Annotated in this window: 18 protein-coding genes; 9 read left to right on the forward strand and 9 right to left on the reverse strand. The window is 65.6% G+C overall.

Going from position 1 to position 16,903, the window contains the following annotated elements; genetic code table 11:
- Window positions 1–158: 158 nt before the first annotated feature.
- The 5 genes from rpl7ae to P2T57_RS04910 all read left to right on the forward strand — a co-directional run bounded on the left by rpl7ae (window position 159) and on the right by P2T57_RS04910 (window position 2,299).
- Window positions 159–521, forward strand: a complete 363-nt coding sequence (rpl7ae, locus tag P2T57_RS04890) for a 50S ribosomal protein L7Ae (protein ID WP_276301368.1) — start codon at window positions 159–161, stop codon at window positions 519–521.
- A 12-nt stretch (window positions 522–533) separates the two neighbouring features.
- Window positions 534–761, forward strand: coding sequence for a 30S ribosomal protein S28e (locus tag P2T57_RS04895; RefSeq protein ID WP_115796086.1), 228 nt, complete (start codon window positions 534–536; stop codon window positions 759–761).
- 3 nt (window positions 762–764) lie between these two features.
- Window positions 765–953 carry a 50S ribosomal protein L24e gene (locus tag P2T57_RS04900; RefSeq protein ID WP_276301369.1) on the forward strand — a complete coding sequence of 63 codons (189 nt, stop codon included), beginning with the start codon at window positions 765–767 and terminating at the stop codon, window positions 951–953.
- A complete protein-coding gene (ndk, locus tag P2T57_RS04905; RefSeq protein ID WP_276301370.1) occupies window positions 953–1,420 on the forward strand; it encodes a nucleoside-diphosphate kinase in 468 nt (155 codons plus the stop codon). Before P2T57_RS04900 ends, ndk begins: the two co-directional genes overlap by 1 nt.
- Window positions 1,421–1,618: 198 nt before the next feature.
- Window positions 1,619–2,299 (forward strand): glycerophosphodiester phosphodiesterase, encoded by a 681-nt coding sequence (locus tag P2T57_RS04910; RefSeq protein ID WP_276301371.1) that lies wholly within the window; start codon window positions 1,619–1,621, stop codon window positions 2,297–2,299.
- 40 nt (window positions 2,300–2,339) lie between these two features.
- Here P2T57_RS04910 and P2T57_RS04915 read toward each other — a convergent pair whose 3' ends face one another.
- Genes P2T57_RS04915 through P2T57_RS04925 form a run of 3 tightly spaced genes read right to left on the reverse strand, consistent with a single transcriptional unit; the run spans window position 2,340 to window position 4,693 of the window.
- Entirely contained in the window at window positions 2,340–2,867 is a 528-nt protein-coding gene (locus P2T57_RS04915) for a hypothetical protein (protein WP_276301372.1), read from the reverse strand.
- A complete protein-coding gene (locus P2T57_RS04920) occupies window positions 2,857–4,563 on the reverse strand; it encodes a sodium/proline symporter (RefSeq protein ID WP_276301373.1) in 1,707 nt (568 codons plus the stop codon). Before P2T57_RS04920 ends, P2T57_RS04915 begins: the two co-directional genes overlap by 11 nt.
- The gene (locus P2T57_RS04925) at window positions 4,553–4,693 is read right to left on the reverse strand and encodes a hypothetical protein (RefSeq protein ID WP_276301374.1); all 141 of its coding nucleotides are present in this window, start codon (window positions 4,691–4,693) and stop codon (window positions 4,553–4,555) included. The genes P2T57_RS04920 and P2T57_RS04925 overlap by 11 nt, the downstream gene beginning before the upstream one ends.
- Before the next feature lie 213 nt (window positions 4,694–4,906).
- Between P2T57_RS04925 and P2T57_RS04930 the strand changes: the two genes are divergently transcribed.
- Window positions 4,907–7,312, forward strand: a complete 2,406-nt coding sequence (locus P2T57_RS04930) for a penicillin acylase family protein (protein WP_276301375.1) — start codon at window positions 4,907–4,909, stop codon at window positions 7,310–7,312.
- Window positions 7,309–7,737, forward strand: a complete 429-nt coding sequence (locus P2T57_RS04935; protein ID WP_276301376.1) for a hypothetical protein — start codon at window positions 7,309–7,311, stop codon at window positions 7,735–7,737. Before P2T57_RS04930 ends, P2T57_RS04935 begins: the two co-directional genes overlap by 4 nt.
- A gap of 433 nt (window positions 7,738–8,170) precedes the next feature.
- Here the strand turns inward: P2T57_RS04935 and P2T57_RS04940 are convergent, their stop codons facing one another.
- Window positions 8,171–9,238 carry a methionine synthase gene (locus tag P2T57_RS04940; RefSeq protein WP_276301377.1) on the reverse strand — a complete coding sequence of 356 codons (1,068 nt, stop codon included), beginning with the start codon at window positions 9,236–9,238 and terminating at the stop codon, window positions 8,171–8,173.
- Window positions 9,235–10,248, reverse strand: coding sequence for a 5-methyltetrahydropteroyltriglutamate--homocysteine methyltransferase (locus tag P2T57_RS04945; protein WP_276301378.1), 1,014 nt, complete (start codon window positions 10,246–10,248; stop codon window positions 9,235–9,237). The genes P2T57_RS04940 and P2T57_RS04945 overlap by 4 nt, the downstream gene beginning before the upstream one ends.
- A gap of 131 nt (window positions 10,249–10,379) precedes the next feature.
- Here P2T57_RS04945 and P2T57_RS04950 point away from each other — a divergent pair, with 131 nt between their 5' ends.
- Window positions 10,380–10,934, forward strand: a complete 555-nt coding sequence (locus P2T57_RS04950) for a hypothetical protein (RefSeq protein ID WP_276301379.1) — start codon at window positions 10,380–10,382, stop codon at window positions 10,932–10,934.
- On the opposite strand, the gene P2T57_RS04955 is transcribed toward P2T57_RS04950, so the two are convergent.
- The 4 genes from P2T57_RS04955 to P2T57_RS04970 form a co-directional block, all read right to left on the reverse strand.
- A complete protein-coding gene (locus tag P2T57_RS04955; protein WP_276301380.1) occupies window positions 10,923–11,534 on the reverse strand; it encodes a HemK2/MTQ2 family protein methyltransferase in 612 nt (203 codons plus the stop codon). The genes P2T57_RS04950 and P2T57_RS04955 overlap by 12 nt on opposite strands.
- Entirely contained in the window at window positions 11,531–12,718 is a 1,188-nt protein-coding gene (locus tag P2T57_RS04960; RefSeq protein WP_276301381.1) for a mechanosensitive ion channel family protein, read from the reverse strand. The genes P2T57_RS04955 and P2T57_RS04960 overlap by 4 nt, the downstream gene beginning before the upstream one ends.
- Window positions 12,715–13,611, reverse strand: coding sequence for a 16S ribosomal RNA methyltransferase A (locus P2T57_RS04965; RefSeq protein WP_420028527.1), 897 nt, complete (start codon window positions 13,609–13,611; stop codon window positions 12,715–12,717). The genes P2T57_RS04960 and P2T57_RS04965 overlap by 4 nt, the downstream gene beginning before the upstream one ends.
- Before the next feature lie 377 nt (window positions 13,612–13,988).
- Window positions 13,989–16,214 carry an AAA family ATPase gene (locus tag P2T57_RS04970; RefSeq protein ID WP_276301383.1) on the reverse strand — a complete coding sequence of 742 codons (2,226 nt, stop codon included), beginning with the start codon at window positions 16,212–16,214 and terminating at the stop codon, window positions 13,989–13,991.
- A 430-nt stretch (window positions 16,215–16,644) separates the two neighbouring features.
- Here P2T57_RS04970 and P2T57_RS04975 point away from each other — a divergent pair, with 430 nt between their 5' ends.
- The gene (locus tag P2T57_RS04975; RefSeq protein WP_256567997.1) at window positions 16,645–16,779 is read left to right on the forward strand and encodes a DUF7128 family protein; all 135 of its coding nucleotides are present in this window, start codon (window positions 16,645–16,647) and stop codon (window positions 16,777–16,779) included.
- Window positions 16,780–16,903: the final 124 nt, after the last annotated feature.

Raw genomic sequence — 16,903 nt, forward strand, 5'->3', positions numbered from 1 at the left:
TGTGTTCCTTTCGCACGCCCCTGAGGCATTTGAAAGCGCTTTTAAGGGGGGACGAACTACGAAAGGGTACGACCTGCGCGCGGTTGATGATGCTCCTAGCCGCACAGGATTTGCCCGGCAGGGGAGCCTGAGCCGACGTGCAGGGAGGTGAACAACCTATGCCAGTATACGTAAACTTCGACGTTCCCGCCGACCTTCAAGACCGCGCCGTCGAGGCGCTCGAGGTCGCACGAGACACCGGTACCGTCAAGAAAGGAACCAACGAGACGACCAAGGCCGTCGAGCGCGGTAACGCAGAGCTCGTCTTCATCGCCGAGGACGTCCAGCCCGAGGAAATCGTCATGCACCTGCCCGAACTCGCCGACGAGAAGGGTATCCCCTTCATCTTCGTCGAGACGCAGGACGACATCGGTCACGCCGCTGGGCTGGAAGTCGGTAGTGCCGCCGCGGCCGTCACCGACTCCGGCGAGGCAGAAGACGACATCGAGGACATCGCCGGCAAGGTCGAGGAACTCCGCTGAGGTGGTTGAGTCATGAGTGCAGAGGAAACTGAAGAAGAAGGCTCCACGCCCGCCGAAGTAATCGAAATCGTCGGCAAGACGGGGATGCACGGCGAGGCCATGCAGGTCAAGTGCCGCATCCGTGAGGGCGAGAATCAGGGCCGCATCATTACGCGGAACTGCCTCGGCCCCGTCAGAGAGGGCGACGTGCTACAACTGCGCGAAACCGCCCGCGAAGCCGACTCCATCGGAGGTCAGTAATTAATGCCCCAATCCCGAGTCTGTGACTTCTGTGGCGACGACATCGAACCCGGCACGGGCACGATGTTCGTCCACACCGACGGCAGTACCGTCCACTTCTGCTCGGCGAAGTGCGAGAAGAACGCCGACCTCGGCCGCGAGCCCCGAGACCTCGAATGGACCGAGGACGGCGGTGCCGAGGAGGCCCAATAATGAGCGACGAGACCGAGCGAACCTTCGTGATGGTCAAGCCCGACGGCGTTCAGCGCGGCCTCATCGGGGACATCGTCTCCCGATTCGAGGAGCGCGGTCTGAAGATGGTCGCCGGCAAGTTCATGCAGATGAGCGAGGACCTCGCTCACGAACACTACGGCGAACACGAGGGCAAGCCGTTCTTCGACGGCCTCGTGGACTTCATCACGTCCGGTCCCGTCTTCGCCATGGTCTGGGAAGGTCAGGACGCGACCCGTCAGGTCCGCAAGATGATGGGCGAGACCGACCCCGCGGAGTCCGCGCCCGGTACCATCCGCGGCGACTACGGACTCGACCTCGGCCGAAACGTCATCCACGGTTCGGACCACGAGGACGAAGGCGCGAACGAGCGCGAAATCGACCTGTTCTTCGACGACGAGGAACTGGTCGATTACGAGCGCATCGACGAGACGTGGCTCTACGAGTAGCGACCTAACGCGGTTCGGACTCGCTTTTCCGTTTTCTTCGGCGTCGGAGCGACGGCTATCGTTCGACCGCCATCGGCGCGAGGGAATCAGATACGTTTGTCTGAGACAACTATTTATGTCCGAAAGATAGCGGTAGTTGTCTCGATCGGCGAGCCTCCTCGCGCTGGGCCGGTCGGGTCCCGACCTGCCACCAACGCCTTGCTACTGCGCCCCGAACGTCGGGACGTGCAGATAACCGCCCATCGGGGATTCGGCGAACAGCATCCCGAGAACACGGTTACGGCGGCCCGGCGCGCCTCGCGGTTCGCCGACGCGGTGGAACTCGACGTCCAGCGGTGCGGGTCGGGCGAACTCGTCGTGTGTCACTGGAACGAGGTCGAACTCGTCACCGACGGGCGGGGCGAAGTCGCGGACCTCTCGGCGACGGAACTCGCCGACCTCAGCGTCGAGGACTCGGATTGGGGCATCCCGCTGTTCTCGGAGGTGGTGGAGGCCATCCCCGCCAGCGTGGGCCTGAACCTCGAAATCAAGGAGACCGGCGTGGTGGCCGACCTGCTGGCGGTGCTGGAGACCGTCCCGAACGACGTGGTGATTTCGTCGCTCCACCCCGACCCGCTCTGGCGAGTTCGGATGCTGGACGACGAAATTTCGCTGGCGTTCAACTTCGACGTGCGCCCGGAGGCCAACTTCGAGACCGCGACGACGCTCGACTGCGAGTACGCCAACCCTCACTGGACGCTCTGCTTTGCGACCGACCTCGTGGAGCGCGCCCACGCCGAGGAGATGGAGGTCCACGCGTGGCCGGTCGATTCCAGAGTGCTGGCGTGGGCGCTGGCCCGGCGCGGGGTCGATGGACTGATTATGACTCAACCAGTGTGACGGCCGACCAGAGAGAATCCAAGTCGGGCGAACGGCCGACTCAGCCCTCTAGCGGACGCTCGGTTCCCCGAACGCTGTCGAGAATCACGTCGCCGTCGGGGCGCTCGGCTATCCAGAACAGTTTGTAGGCGTCGGCCACGCGGCCAAACTCCACCTCGGGCACGTCGCTGAGGATGGAGGTCCGGAGCGTCCACTTGAACGCGGCATCTCGGGCCTTCTCGTCGGCCTCCTCGGGCGAGAGTTCGCTGGGGAGGACCAGCGCATCCGCAATCGTCCGAGTCTCGAACGCTGGTACCTCGTCGGCCCGGAGCGCGAGTCTGCGCGAGCAGTCCACGCTGACGATTCGCCGGTCGCGCCGGGGCGACAGGAAGGGCCGCTCGACCTCGATTTCGGCCTCGTACACCCGGTAGGGGTAGGCTACCGCGCCGACCCGGCCCGACGACGTGACCTCCTCGCGGGCGATGGAGGGCGGGAACACCGCCAACTCAACCTCGTCGTGGTGTCTGCCCGCGAGGGGATGGGGACGCTCGGGAGATTCTGACTCCGGAGTCGCAGTCTCAGCGCTCATCGTCGTCCTCCCAGTAGCCGGAGGCCGCGACGTGGCCGCGGATGTTGTCGGCCTCGGTTACGACCTTCGGCGAGGTGTCCGAACTACTGCCGCCGTCGGTCGCGTAGTCCGGCACGCCCTCGCCCTGCCCGTCGGCCGAGACAACCGCCGAGAGGGGCTTATCGAACACGTCGAAGTGGTCGTCCACGCCGGCGGGCGGTTCGGTCGCCAGCGACACCGTGACCAGCGTGACCACCGAGACGATAAACGCCGGAAACAGGCCGTAAACCGTCACGAGGCCGTACCAGAACGCCGAGGACTCGGCGGGCATCATGCCGACCGCCCCGAGGATGGTCGGGAGTTGGGTCCACAGGACCATCGTGGACGCGCCGACTATCATGCTGGCGAGCGACCCCTTGGCGGTCACACGCTTCCACCAGAGCGTGGCGATGACCGTCGGGCCGATTGCGGCACCCAATCCGCCCCACGCGTAGTCTAAGACCAGCGTGTAGATGGGCGTACTCTTGGCGAGGTAGGCGAACGCCACGCTGGCGGTCCCGAGTCCGAAGGTGACGTACCGGGAGTAGCGAACGAGTTCCTCCTCGCTGGCGTCCTTGTCGAGGAAACCGTGGTACACGTCCTCGACGATTGCGCTGGTCGCCACCAAAAGCTGGGAGTCGGCGCTCGACATCATCGCGGCCAGCGCCGCCGCGAGGACGATGCCGGCCACCGCGCCCGGCAGGAGTTCGAGGGTGAGCATCGGCATCACCTTGTCGCCGTTCTCGATGGCTCCGTTGCCGAACATGGCGATGGCGTACAGACCGACCAGCGCCGCGCCGATGTACGCGACGAACATGAACAGTTGGGCGACGAGCGCCGCGAGGCGGACGTTCTTCACCCGGTCGATGCCCATGAACCGGACCATGATGTGGGGGTTGCCGGGCACCCCGAGGCCGATGGCGGCGTAGCTCAGGATGCCGAAGACGGCGGCCCATCCGGTCGCTCCGGCGGTGATGCTCGTCAGGCCGCCCGAACCGACCTGCGCCACCTCGTCGAAGGGCAGGCCCATGTTGGTGAACCCGATGACGGGGAGCAGGATGAACGCCCCGAGGATGATGGCCCCTTGGAAGTAGTCGGACCACGCCACCGCGAAGTAGCCCCCGAGGAAGGTGTAGCCGATGACGATGATGCCGCCGACGACGATGCCGACCCACGGCTGGATGCCCGTCAGAATCTGAAGCAAGGTCCCGGCCGCGACGATTTGGGCACCGACGTACCCGCCCTCGAACAGCATCAGGACGATGGCCGAGACGCCCTTGACCCGGCCGGTGTCGTCGCCGAGGCGCGTCTCGAAGAACGTCGGGAGCGTCACCGACTGGACGATTTCGGTGTACTTGCGCAGGCGCTTGGCGATGCCGGCCCACGCGAACAGGTCGGCCGGAATCATGCCCAATCCGTTGAGGAAGGCCATGATTCCCGTGCCGTAGGCGTTGGCCGGCACGCCGAGGGTGAGCCAACCGCTCATCTCGGAGGCGCGCTCGGAGAACCCGGTCACGACGGGACCGATTTCCCGGCCGCCGATGACGTAATCGCCGACCGAATCCATGAACCGCGAGGAGTACAGGCCGATGCCAAGCAGAACCAGCAGGTAGAGTCCGAAGGTCCCCAGCACCCAGATGCCGGCATCGCCCGCGATACCGCCGGCGCTACCTTGCATGGTCGGCCTCCTCGTCGTAGCGTTCCCGAATCCGCTGTTCTCGCTTCCCTTCCCAGAAGTAGTACACGACCAACAGCACGAAGAATATCGCGTACGGTGCGATTAATCCAAACCAGTCTACCGCACTCATGGCAGGCATTGTCACTGATACCCTACTGAAACATCCTATTTTATCTTTTTGATATTCGTCTGTATTCCGGCAATTTTAGACGCCTCTGGGCGCTCTATTCTTATTTCAGATTTATCGGCAAAGGATATTTATATCATACGCTGGACGAAACAACGCCGAACAACGCAGGCGGCGTGGAACAGCGGTTTTACGTTCGAACCCCTACACCTCGGTATGGACATCGATACCACGCGACGGGCACTCGTCGCCGCCATCGTCGGCGGCGGGGCGATCGGCGGGTCGCTCTCGCCGGTTCGGGGCTACCTGAACCGGTTCGCCCCGCTGTCGGGGTCGGCGTGGCGGGACGCGACCGACCGGACGAATCGCCGGGTTCAGAGTCCCTACGGCGAGGCCACGGTCCGGTACGACGACCACGGGACCGCACACATCGAAACCGAGGAGTCCGGCGAGGACGCCGAGCGCGCGCTCTACTTCGCAGTCGGATACGCCCAAGCGGCCGACCGACTCTTTCAGATGGACCTCCAGCGCCGGGTAATGGCCGGGGAACTCTCGGAAGTGGTTGGCGAGGCGGCCCTCGACTCCGACGAGTTCCACGTCAGGATGGACTTCGCGGGCGGTGCCGAGGCGAATCTGGAACTGCTGGAGGACACCCCGACCGGGAAAGCGACCGAGGCCTTCGCGGAGGGCGTCAACGCCTGCCGGGACAGCGAGGCCCTACCCCTCGAATTCGGCCTGCTGGACTACGAACCCGACCCGTGGACCCCTGCCGATACGATGCTGATGGAGCAACAGATTTCGTGGGGGCTGACCGGGAGTTTCTGGACGCTCCGCCGGGAGTTGCTGGCCGAAAAGTTCGACGCGGAGACCGTCGAGGAACTCTACCCCTTCCGGATGGACCACGACGCGCCAATCGTGCGGGACGACGATGGCGATTCGGAAGCCGCGAGTCGCCGAACCGCCGGTCCCTCCGGCGGGTTCGCTGGCGATTCGTCCAACCTCCTCGATTGGCTTTCGGCTTTCGAGTCGCCGCCCGGCGTCGGGTCGAACAGTTGGGTGGTCTCGGGCGACCGGACCTCCTCGGGGTCGCCCATCGTGGCCAACGACCCCCACCTCACGCTGATGGCCCCGCCGGTCTGGTACGAGATGAACCTCCAGACAGACGACGTGAGCGTTCGGGGCGTGACCTTCCCCGGCGTCCCGTTCGTCGTCATCGGCGAGAACGATGCTGGCGCGTGGGGGTTCACCAACTCCGGGGCCGACGTTATCGACTTCTACAGCTACGAGACCGACGATTCGGGCGACCGGTATCGCTACGACGACGAGTGGCGGGCGTTCGAGACCGAGGAGCACACGATTCGAGTCGCGGACGCCGAGGACCGAACCGTCACGGTCCGGAAGACGGTCCACGGGCCGCTCCTCGAACGCGAGGGCCAGCAGGTCGGCGTCTCGTGGACCGGCCACACCGCGACCCGGACCTCGCTGGCGATTCACGAGTACAGCAAGTCCGGGGGCGTGGAGGACTTCCTCGATTCGACCGAGAAGATGGACCTGCCGACTCAGAACGTCGTCTACGCCGACCGGGAGGGCAACACGCTCTACTACGTGACGGGGAAGATTCCGATTCGGACAGTAGACGGGGAAGAAATCTGGGGCACCCGCGTCTTCGACGGGTCGGCGGGCGAGGCCGAGTGGGAGGGCTTCGAACCCTTCGGCGTCTCGTCGTGGGAGGGGTTCGTCCCCTTCGAGGAGAAGCCTCACGTCCGGAATCCCGACTATCTGGGCACCGCGAACCAGCGCATCGAGGACGACCCGGACCACTACATCGGCGAACAGTACAGCACGCCCTACCGGGGCCAGCGCCTCTACGAACTGCTGGACGAGCGCGCGGCCTCCGACGAACCGATGGACGCCCAGTTCATGCGCAGACTCCAGCGCGACGCCAAGTCGGCCCGCGCAGAGCAGGTGGTGGGCGAACTCGTCGCGGCCGCGGAAGGCGACGAGGGCCTCGGCCAAGCGGTCGAGACGCTCCGAAACTGGGACTACCGGATGGTACGGGACTCGCGGGCCGCACTCATCTTCGTCCGGTGGTTCGACCAGTTCCGCCGGGAGACGTTCGCCGACGAGTTCGAAAAGCGGGACCTCGGCGAGGAGTACTACCCGAACGACTGGGTGCTGGCGACCCTGCCAGACGATAGCCGGTGGTTCGGCGACGAGGGCCGCGAGGCGGTGATGGTCCGGGCGCTCCGGCAGACGCTCGAAGATGTCGACGAGGGCGCGACCTACGGCGACTACAACACCACCGCGGCCATCACCCACCCCTTCGACCAGTCCTTCCTCAACTACCCCGAGTACCCCACCGACGGGTCGGCCTACACCCTGAACAACTACCGGAAGGAGTCGGCGGTGGGGAGCAGTTGGCGGATGATTTGCCCGATGGCCGACCGCGAGCAGTCGATTGGCATCCTGCCGGGGGGCAACTCCGGGGAGTACTTCTCGGACCACTACGACGACCAACTTCGACTGTGGGCCGACGGCAAGTACAAGTCGATGCGTCGGGAGATTCGGGGCGAGACCGCCATCGAGTTCGAGCGCGACGACTCGGGAGGTGACGACCGGTGAGCGAGATTCAGGGAGACGGCGCGGCGGGTCGGCGAGGAGACGACGGCCCGACAGGACGACAACGGGACGCCGACCCCGGCGCGATTGCGACCGCGCTGGCCGAAATCCGGGGCGACGCCAGAGCGCGGTGGGCCGCGCTCCTCGCCGGGGCGGTCGTCGGACTCGCCGTAGCGTGGGTTCACTGGTACGGGTTCCTGTTCGGCGGCGCGCTGGTCGGACTGGCGTCGAAGGACCTCAAGCGGGCGCTGGCGGCCGGTGTCGGGTTCGGCTTGCTGGCGTGGGGAGTGTTCGTCGGGTTGGTTGCGACGACTGGGGGGTTAGTGGGCGTCGTGCAGTACGCCGAGATGGGGAGACTCCTCTATCTGAGCGCCGGGATTCCGGTCGGCTTGTCTGCGCTCGGGTCGCTGATTCGCGGTGTGGTCTGAACCCAAGCAATTAAAACAATCATCTAGAGAATCAATAGATGTTTCAAGGCAAGGATATTATTTGCTTGAGTTGCAAGTACCGGGACTACCTCGACGGAGCGGGCTACTGCTGAAGCCACGGAAACCGCGACCGCACCGCTACCGCGAACCTCACACCTCCCCAACCTCGCGGCCACGCGAGGTGGCCGCGTCCCTCGCGCGGTTGGCGCGACCACTTCGGGTCGCGCCAGCGCGCGCCGGTTCGGGAATCGAAACGCGCGAACGTTGAAGTAGGAGGCCGGGACCAACCCGGCCCGTGACCTGAGAACTGCCCCGAGGAGTCAAGGCGGGAGCGCGGCGCGCTCCTCGGGGAAATCAGTCTCACGCGCCGCCTGTCAGCCACTCCGGCGAGCGCCGTCAGCGGTCGCTTCGCGGCGCGACTCGGGGTCGGAGGTCAGTCGTCGGCGGTCACGGCCGACCGCTCGACCTCGATTTCCCCGGCGTCTAGCTCCTGTTCGACCTCTCGGGCGGCGGTCACGAGGTTCGCCATCTTCTCGTAGGCAACCTCGCGGGGCAGGAGCTTTAGCCCGCAGTCCGGACTCACCGTCAACTGTTCGGGCGGGACCACTTCGAGGCCCTTCTGGATGTTGTCCTTGATTTGTTCGACCGACTCCACCTCGGCGACGTGGGCGTCCACCACGCCGAGCGCGAGGTCCGCGGTGAACTCGGGGTCTTTGAACACGTCCAACTGGTCGTAGTCGCCGTTGGCGAGTTCGAGGTCGAACTCGTCCACCGGGAACTCCAGAACCTCGGGATAGATGCGCGAGTAGTCGCCGTAACAGACGTGGAGGCCGATGCGCACGTCCTCGGGAATCCCGTCCGCGATGCGCTCCAGACAGTCGCCGACGATGGCGTGGTCGTCGGGCGTCGTCGCCAGCGCGGGTTCGTCGATTTGGACGTAGCGAGCGCCCGCTTCGACCAGTCGCTCGACCTCCTCGTTCACGAGGTCCGCGAGGTCGTGGGCCAGCGACTCGGTGTCGTCGTAGGCCTCGTTGAACGACCAGTTGGCCAGCGTGTACGGGCCGGTAATCGGCACCTTGACCGGTCGGTCCGAGACGCTCGCGGTGAATTCGTACTCGTCTACCAGCCACGTCTCGTCGTACTCCACGTCCGAGACTACCGAGGGCTTGTCGAAGGTGTTGTGGCCCCACACCTTGACCGGACCGTTGAACTCGTAGCCCTCGATTCGGTGGGCGAAGTACTCGACCATCTCGTTGCGCCGCATCTCGCCGTCTACCACCACGTCGAGGCCAGCGCGCTCGTGTTCGTCGGTGATGAGGCGCGAGGCGTCGTCCTTGGCTTCCTGCCACTCCTCGTCGCCGAAGTCGGCCTCGTCGTCCTCGTAGAGGTCGCGGGCGCGGTCCACCCACTTGGGTTTGGGGTAGCTTCCCACGACGGTCGTCAGCAGGAAGTGGTCGTTCGGGTGATTCTCGGGTCGGAACTGGTCTCGGTTCTGGCTCATGCTTTCACCTCCGCGATGTCGGTTGCTTCGCCCAGCGCGGCGAGTTTCTCTCGGAACGTCGAGTACGGCAGGTAGAACGACTCGGTGTTCGGCGTCAGGTAGAGCGTCTCGAACTCGGCCGCAGGCGTGTTCTCCTCCAGCCAATCGGCGCGCTCGGCGATGGTCTCGGGGTCCTCGACCAGCGTGTTCTGGCCGTCCACGACGCCCGCCGCGATGGAGTCCTTGGTGCCGTACTCGTTGATGTTGTAGAGGTTGTCCTCGGAGTTCGACACGAAGTCGTAGCCCAGCGCGTCGAAGTCGGCGTCCAGCAGATGGGCGTGGACCTTCTCGTCCAGCGCGCCCCAGTAGGTCTGGACCACCACGTCGGTCCCGTCACCGACTGCACCGGCCACGGTATCGACCGCTTCGCTGGCGCGCTCGTCCTCGTCGTCCTCGTCGCTCGGCGGGTTCTCGACCAGCGAGGGTTCGAGGAGGAACAGCGTTTCGACTTCGGGAAAGGCTTCGGCCTCGCCCGCGAGGAAGTCGGCGATAGCGTCCAAGAAGTCGGCCTCGTCGCCATAGTGTTCGTCGGTGGCGAGGTCCGAAAGCGAGTAGGGACCGGGGAGGACCGCCTGCAGTTCGTCGGCGTCCACGAACTCGCTCGCGGACTCCAACTCGCCAGCGATGTCACCGTCGAAAGTCAGGTCGCCGGTCACTACCGGGTCCCGGTAGAAGTTGTTGTTGTCGTAGTACCGGACGATGCCGCGGGTCTCCACCGCGTCGTGGACCGCGAGGGGATGGGCGAGCATGTCGTCCCAGCGGAGTTGCCCCTCCACGGTGCGGTCGAGTCCGGCGTCCTGCTGTCGGGAGATGACCTCCTCTCTGGCGCGGTCGTAGACCGCGACGACCTCCTCGTCCTCGTCGCCGTCGATGAGGTCGTGCTTCTGATGGCCTTTCAGGTCGGCCAAGTCGTCTTTGGCCCAGTCCGGTAGCGGGAATACGCCCGGCGTAGTTGCGACGCGCTCTGTCATGTACCACGTCCTACGAAATGCTGGTGCTTAATATTTTCCTCTCGGGAAATTACCTTCGGACATAGTGTAGTGATAGCACACCACGCAGATCGGTGACTAATTTACTTCAGTTGTCACCGTGAATGCGTTCTATGGAACGACTCACCTCGACGGTCGTCGCCGCCTTCCTCCTCGGTCTCGTCGTGGGCGCTGTCGGGGGATTCGCGTTCGGCGGTCAACTCGGCCTACTGGACCCCGGCCCGACGAACTCCGGCCCGAATCCCGAATCGCCGCCGTACTCGCTGAGCAAGTCCGGCGGTTGCCTCGACGTTCGGCCCCACGCCGGATGGGTCCACGAGGTCGCGGTCGGCGACTCCTTTGCGGTCACGCTGAACGCCACCGTGGTCCACGACCGAGGAGCAACCGTTTCGACAAACGTGAGTCGCGTCGCCCCCGGAGCCTACCGAATCGACCTCCGGACTGTCTCGTCGGAGACCGTCGAATCAGACGCGAACAGAACGAAATCCCCACCGGAGGACTGCCGCGTAGCGACCGACCTTCGACTCGGCGCGAGTCTGCCGACCGACTACCGTGAGGTCGAGGTCGCACTCGACGGGCGAACGCTCCTGACGGTCGAAAACGAGGACACCGCGCCGGACCTCTACCAGTTGCCCAACCCGGTGAATGCGACGGTCTCAGCGAACTAGTTTGAGGACCGTCAGCGTCTCGAAGGGGAAGGACTCGTCCTGAAGTGCGACCGCCGAGAAGCCCTCGGCCTCCGCGAGTCCGACGACCTCCTCGACGCCCGTGAGACTGCTGACCAGCAGGTAGACCGCGCCGTCGGGCGCGAGGGGTCGGCCGACCGATTCGAGAAATGGCTCGATGACCGCGCGGCCGTCCTCGCCGCCCGAGAGGGCGACTTCCATCCAGTCGTCGCGCTCGTCGTCGGGGTCGGTCGGGAGGTAGGGCGCGTTGAAAAGCACCGCGTCGAAGGCGTCGTCGCGGAAGGGTTCCAGCAGGTCGGCCCGAACACTTTCGACGCCGCGCTCGCTGGCCTGCCGGCAGGCGTGGGGATTCAGGTCCGACCCCAGCACTCGCAGGCCGGTCTCGTCGGCCACCGTCTCGGCGACGTAGCCCGACCCGGTGCCGACCTCAAGCGCGAGGAAGTCGTCTGCGGGGTCGTCGGCGCGGTCGTCGGTCGGGAGAGATTGCAGGTCGGCGACCGCGGCCTCCGCGAGGAGGTTCGAATCCTCGGCGGGTTGGTACACTTCGGTCTCGGCGTCTCGGCGGTCGGCGAGGTCGGTCATTCGGTCTCGTCGGTGTCTCCGGGTTCGACGCCCTTTTCGTCGTCGGTTCCGCCGTCGGTCGTCGGTTCCGGTGAGATTGGGGCCTCGGCTTCACTGGCGACGCGGAATCCGCCGGACTCCTCGCGGCCGGTGAGTTCGCGCTGGGGATACGGAATCTTGATGCCCTCGGCGTCGAAGGTCTCTTTGACCGACCCGATGATAGCGGTGCGAGCGCGCCACTGCCGGCGGGCGCTGGGTTTGTCTATCCAGCACCGCAGACCGAGCGTGACCGCCGAATCGCCGAACTCCTTGAGGACCACTTTGGGGGTGGGCACCGTCAGCACCTCGTCACAGTCCTTCATCGTCTCCTTGGCGAGTTCGGCCGCTCGGTCCACGTCGGTCTCGTAATCGACGCCGACATCGACCTCGATTCGAAGGCGGCCTTTCCGACTCTTGTTGACGATTTTCTCGCCGCTCACGATGTCGTTGGGAATCATCACGTACTCGCCGGCGAACGTCTGGATTCGGGTGTTGACGATGGAGATGTCGGTCACGATGCCCTCCTCGTCATCGATTTTCACCCAATCGCCGATTTCGAAGGGCCGGGAGAACATCAGGACGAATCCGGCCAGTAGCGCGCCGAGGGTCTGGCGGGCGGCCATACCGACCACGATACCGAGGAACCCGGCCCCGACCAGCAGGCCGCTGAGGTTCACGTCCCAGAGGCCGAGGATGATGGCCACCGCCGAGACGTAGACGGTGAGTTGCGAGACTCGGTAGACGATTTCGCTCTGGTGCTGGCTGATGGTGTCGTGGCCATCGACGAACCGGTCGATTGCCTTCTTGACGAACCCGGTGACGATGTACGCACCGGCGACGACGGCCAGCGCGAACAGCACCCGGAAGCCCTTGCCGACCGTCGCGTTGATTTGGTCCAAGGCCTTGGCGGCGTTCGTCCCCTTCCCCCAGAGGACCAGCAGACTGACCGTCGCCACGAACAAGACGCCCGAAAATCCGACGAGGAGCGCCACGTCGCCGACCCGATGGGGGAGTCGTCGCTGGACTTTCGGGCGGACGTACCGCCCGCCGAAGATGGCGACTGCGACGCCGACGAGGATGGCAACCGTCGCGGCCACCTGCTCGGTCGTGGTGAAGGTCGTCAGTCGGTCGATGACCGCGAAGAACCCGGTCAGCAGGTCGCTCACGTGGTCTCACCACCTCGCAAGCTATCACCGTCCTCGGCTTCACTTTTGCGTCCGAACTCGTCGGCGGCAGTCGCTAACCCAGCGAACGTCTCGGGCGGAATCTTGCCGGCGCGCTTGCTCAGTACGTCGGGGTCGAGGTCGGTCCGGCCCTCCGAGATGGCATCGACCACGGCGTCGGCGTCGTCGAGGCCGGAGATGTGAGGCGTGTTCCGAATCGCGTTCCGGAGGGTCTTGCGGCGCTGGGTGAACACGGCCTTGACGAACCGGAGGAAGAAGTCCTCGTCGCCGACCTCGTAGTCCGGGTCGCGGGGCGTGGTCCGGACGACGGCGCTCTCGACGTCCGGCGGCGGCGAGAAGGCTTCTTTCGGGACTGGCTCGACCACTTCCACGTCGGCGTAGTGTTGGGCCGAGACCGACAAGCGGCCGTAGTCGTCGGTGCCGGGGTCGGCGGCCATCCGCTCGGCGAACTCCTTCTGGAACATGAGGACGGTCGGTTTTCCGCGCGGGAGGAGTCGGAAGGTGATTTCGCTGGAGACGCCGTAGGGGAGGTTCGAAATCGAGGCGGTGAAGTCGGGGAGGTCAACTTCGAGCGCGTCGCCCGAAATCACGGTGAGTCGCCCGTCAGCAATCTCGTCGGCGAACTCCTCGCGCAGGAAGCCGGCCAAATCCCGGTCGCGCTCGACCACGGTCACTTCGTCGGCGACGGCGAGCAGGCGGTCGGTCAGCGCGCCGGTTCCGGGACCGATTTCGAGGACGTGCGAGCAGTCGAAGGCGGCCTCCTCGGCGTATTCGGGCAGTCGGTCCAGCACGCGGTCGTCTATCAGAAAGTGCTGGTCACGGTCAGGGTTCCCGCGGACGCCCGCCCGCCGGAGGAGGGCGTCGGGGTTCCGCAGGTCGGATTCGGAGTCGGGCGAGTCGGTCATTACGTCGGGGTAGCTACCGAAAGCGGGTAAAGCCACCGAGTCGGCTAGACCGGTCGAGAACCCGACTCCGAGCGCCCCGGTCGGCGGTTCTCGGTCGCCGACCGCGTTGCCGGACTCGACGGCCCCGAGTTCCGACCCTCGACGCAGACATATCTCTATAATTCTTATATACTCGTATATGTTCTTTTCACGATTGTTTTGAATGCCCTGACAAGCGATGGGCGCGTCGTTTGTCGTCGTCTCTCTGCCGGTCTGCTCTCCGTCGTCGCAAACCTGCCCGACGACATCGCCGTGACTATCGAAGGGAAAGGAAGAACGCGACCAGCGACGGCAAAAAGAGACCGCTCTCAGTCCGCCAGCGTCGGCCGGACCTTCTCGACCGCAGACTCGAAGTGCTTGGTCTGGATGCGGATTTCGTCGGCGTTCCGGTCGGCCTCCTCGACGCCCCACGCCTCGGCGGCCTCACGAATCGCCCGCATCGAGGCGTCTCGGACCACCGCTTCGAGGTCCGCGCCGGTGTACCCCTCCAAGTCCTCAGCGAGCGCGTCCAAGTCCACGTCGTCGGCCAGCGGCCGGTCGGCGGCGTGGACCGAGAGGATGGCCCGGCGGCCCTCCTCGTCGGGCGCGGGGACCTCGATGTGTTCCTCCAACCGGCCGGGGCGCAGGAGGGCGCGGTCCAGCGAATCCCGGCGGTTGGTCGCGGCCAGCACCACGAGGTTGGGGTTCTCGGCCAGTCCGTCCATCTCTGTCAGGAGTTGGGAGACCACGCGCTCGGAGACTTCTGCACCGCCGCCCATCCCGGACCCTCGCTCGCCGGCGATGGCGTCGATTTCGTCCAAGAAGACGATTGCCGGGGCGGCCTGCCGGGCGCGGTCGAAGATTTCCCGGACCGCCTTCTCGGACTCGCCGACGTAGCGATTGAGGAGTTCCGGTCCATCGACGTGGATGAAGTTCACGTCACTCTGGCCCGCCAAGGCCCGCGCGAGGAGGGTCTTCCCGGTACCGGGCGGGCCGTGAAGCAGGATGCCGGCCGGCGGGTCGGTGTTGGTCTGGTCGAACAGGTTGCGGTACGCCAGCGGCCACTCGACCGCCTCGGTCAGCGTCTGTTTGGCCTCGTCCAGATTGCCCACGTCCTCGAAGGTGGTGTCGGGGGCCTCGGCGACGAACTCCCGCATCGCCGAGGGGTCCACCGAGGCCATCGCGGTTTCGAAGTCCTCGCGGGTGACTTCGACCTGCATCAGTTCCTCCTCGTCGGCCCCGGCGTCTCGGGCGCGCCGGAGTGCGGCCATCGCGGCCTCCGTCGAGAGGGCGTGGAGGTCCGCGCCGACGAACCCGTGGGTTGTCGCCGCGAGTCGGTCGAGGTCCACGCTGTCGGCCAGCGGCATCCCGCGGGTGTGAACGTCCAGAATCTCGCGCCGACCGGCCTCGCCGGGCACGCCGATTTCGATTTCGCGGTCGAAGCGTCCTCCTCGGCGCAGGGCGGGGTCGATGGCGTCAACCCGGTTGGTCGCGCCGATGACCACGACCTCACCCCGCGATTCGAGGCCGTCCATCAGCGAGAGGAGTTGGGCGACCACGCGGTTCTCCACGTCGGACTCCTCGTCTCGTTCGCCCGCGATGGCGTCTATCTCGTCGAAGAAGACGATGGTCGGGGCGTTCTCGCGGGCCTGCTCGAAGACTTCGCGCAGGCGCTCCTCGCTCTCGCCCTTGTATTTGCTCATGATTTCCGGCCCCGAGACCGTGACGAAGTGGGCGTCCACCTCGTTTGCGACCGCCTTGGCAATCATCGTCTTGCCGGTGCCGGGCGGGCCGTAGAGCAGGACTCCCTTCGGCGGGTCGATGCCGAGACGCCGGAACAGCGCGGGGTTCGAGAGGGGCAACTCGACCATCTCCCGAACGCGCTCCAGTTCGTCTTCGAGGCCGCCGATGTCCTCGTAGGTCGCGCCGGTGGGCTTTGGCGGGGTGTCGCCGTCGGCGCTTTCTCCGCCCGCATCGCCTTCGCCGCGGGAGATGGGGATGGAGATGCCGTCGGACCCACTGGACGAACTCCCCGCGCCGGACTCGCCGTCGAGCGCGACTCTCACGTCGGTCTCGTCGGTCACCCGGACCACGCCGTCGGGATTTGTCGCGCCGACGTGGAAGGTGCCCGCGTCGCCCAGTCGCTCGATTCGGACGCGCTCGCCCTCCTTGACCGGGCGGTCCCGGAGCGTTCGTTTGAGGGCCGCTTCGAGCGTATCCCGGTCGTCGGGGTCGAACGAGGCGGCGGGCGCGAGCGCGACCTCCTCGGCGTCTTGGACCGAAATCTTGCGGACGGTCACGGTGTCGCCGATGCTCACCCCGGCGTTGGCCCGCGTCTCGCCGTCTACCTGCACCACGCCGGTCTGTACGTCGGTCCCGGCGGGCCACACCTTGACCACGGTGTCGCGCTCGCCTTCCACGACCACGGTGTCGCCGCTCAGGACGCCCAGCGCCGACCGGGCCGATTCGGGAATCCGGGCGATTCCCCGGCCCGCGTCGCGCTTCTCCGCGCCCTGCACGGTGAGTTCGACCGCGGCGGAACCCTTCGCGTTCATGTCAGCATCTGGTCGCTCGTCCGTATTGAGGATTCCCCCTTTTGCTTTGGCTACGCGGTTGGTGGGGTGGCCTCGTTCTCGAACGTCCTCGCGCTTAGAGTCAGAGGGGGAGTAGACGGGACAGCGATGTCTTCGAAAGTCCTCGCGTGGTTCGCGGTCACGTGAGGGTGCGCGGCGCTCCGCGCCGCGACTGGCGAGCGGTGGAACCGCGAGCGAAGCGAACGTGATTTCGGAAGACGCGGTTTGTCTTCCGGCGGTCGCTCAGCGACATATCCGACGCGCACAGTTCTGCGCGCGCCGGATAGGGGTCGGCTGAGACGACTATATAAACGGGAACCGCGCTCGTGACCGAACCGAGATTTCTGTCACCACCCCAACGAGTATTCCTGTCAGGGTAAACGATTTACTTTCGTCCGGTGTACCCACGAACATGGTCGTCAAAACCGAGCGCGACGAGATGACGTGGTACAAGTGCGAGGGATGCGGGATGATGTTCGACGACGCCGAGGACGCAAAGCAACACGAAGCCAACTGCGACCACGAGGACCCCTCGTACATCCAGTAGCGCGGGTCGGTTGGCGGACGGTCGAGTCGGGGGATTTTGCGTTCGGGAATCCGGCCCGGAGGAGAACCCCGTCTCGCCCCACAAGAAGTAACTAAATCTGTCTTTAAGAAGTAAAATAGCTCCC

Source organism: Halorussus lipolyticus (assembly GCF_029338375.1).
In the GTDB taxonomy this organism is placed as follows: Archaea; Halobacteriota; Halobacteria; order Halobacteriales; family Haladaptataceae; genus Halorussus; species Halorussus lipolyticus.

Bases quoted from the DNA above. Each gene is read 5' to 3' on its own strand.
- rpl7ae (WP_276301368.1), top strand. From the start codon at position 159: ATGCCAGTATACGTAAACTTCGACGTTCCCGCCGACCTTCAAGACCGC.
- P2T57_RS04895 (WP_115796086.1), top strand. From the start codon at position 534: ATGAGTGCAGAGGAAACTGAAGAAGAAGGCTCCACGCCCGCCGAAGTA.
- P2T57_RS04900 (WP_276301369.1), top strand. From the start codon at position 765: ATGCCCCAATCCCGAGTCTGTGACTTCTGTGGCGACGACATCGAACCC.
- ndk (WP_276301370.1), top strand. From the start codon at position 953: ATGAGCGACGAGACCGAGCGAACCTTCGTGATGGTCAAGCCCGACGGC.
- P2T57_RS04915 (WP_276301372.1), bottom strand. From the start codon at position 2,867: ATGAGCGCTGAGACTGCGACTCCGGAGTCAGAATCTCCCGAGCGTCCC.
- P2T57_RS04920 (WP_276301373.1), bottom strand. From the start codon at position 4,563: ATGCAAGGTAGCGCCGGCGGTATCGCGGGCGATGCCGGCATCTGGGTG.
- P2T57_RS04925 (WP_276301374.1), bottom strand. From the start codon at position 4,693: ATGAGTGCGGTAGACTGGTTTGGATTAATCGCACCGTACGCGATATTC.
- P2T57_RS04930 (WP_276301375.1), top strand. From the start codon at position 4,907: ATGGACATCGATACCACGCGACGGGCACTCGTCGCCGCCATCGTCGGC.
- P2T57_RS04940 (WP_276301377.1), bottom strand. From the start codon at position 9,238: ATGAGCCAGAACCGAGACCAGTTCCGACCCGAGAATCACCCGAACGAC.
- P2T57_RS04945 (WP_276301378.1), bottom strand. From the start codon at position 10,248: ATGACAGAGCGCGTCGCAACTACGCCGGGCGTATTCCCGCTACCGGAC.
- P2T57_RS04950 (WP_276301379.1), top strand. From the start codon at position 10,380: ATGGAACGACTCACCTCGACGGTCGTCGCCGCCTTCCTCCTCGGTCTC.
- P2T57_RS04955 (WP_276301380.1), bottom strand. From the start codon at position 11,534: ATGACCGACCTCGCCGACCGCCGAGACGCCGAGACCGAAGTGTACCAA.
- P2T57_RS04970 (WP_276301383.1), bottom strand. From the start codon at position 16,214: ATGAACGCGAAGGGTTCCGCCGCGGTCGAACTCACCGTGCAGGGCGCG.
- P2T57_RS04975 (WP_256567997.1), top strand. From the start codon at position 16,645: ATGGTCGTCAAAACCGAGCGCGACGAGATGACGTGGTACAAGTGCGAG.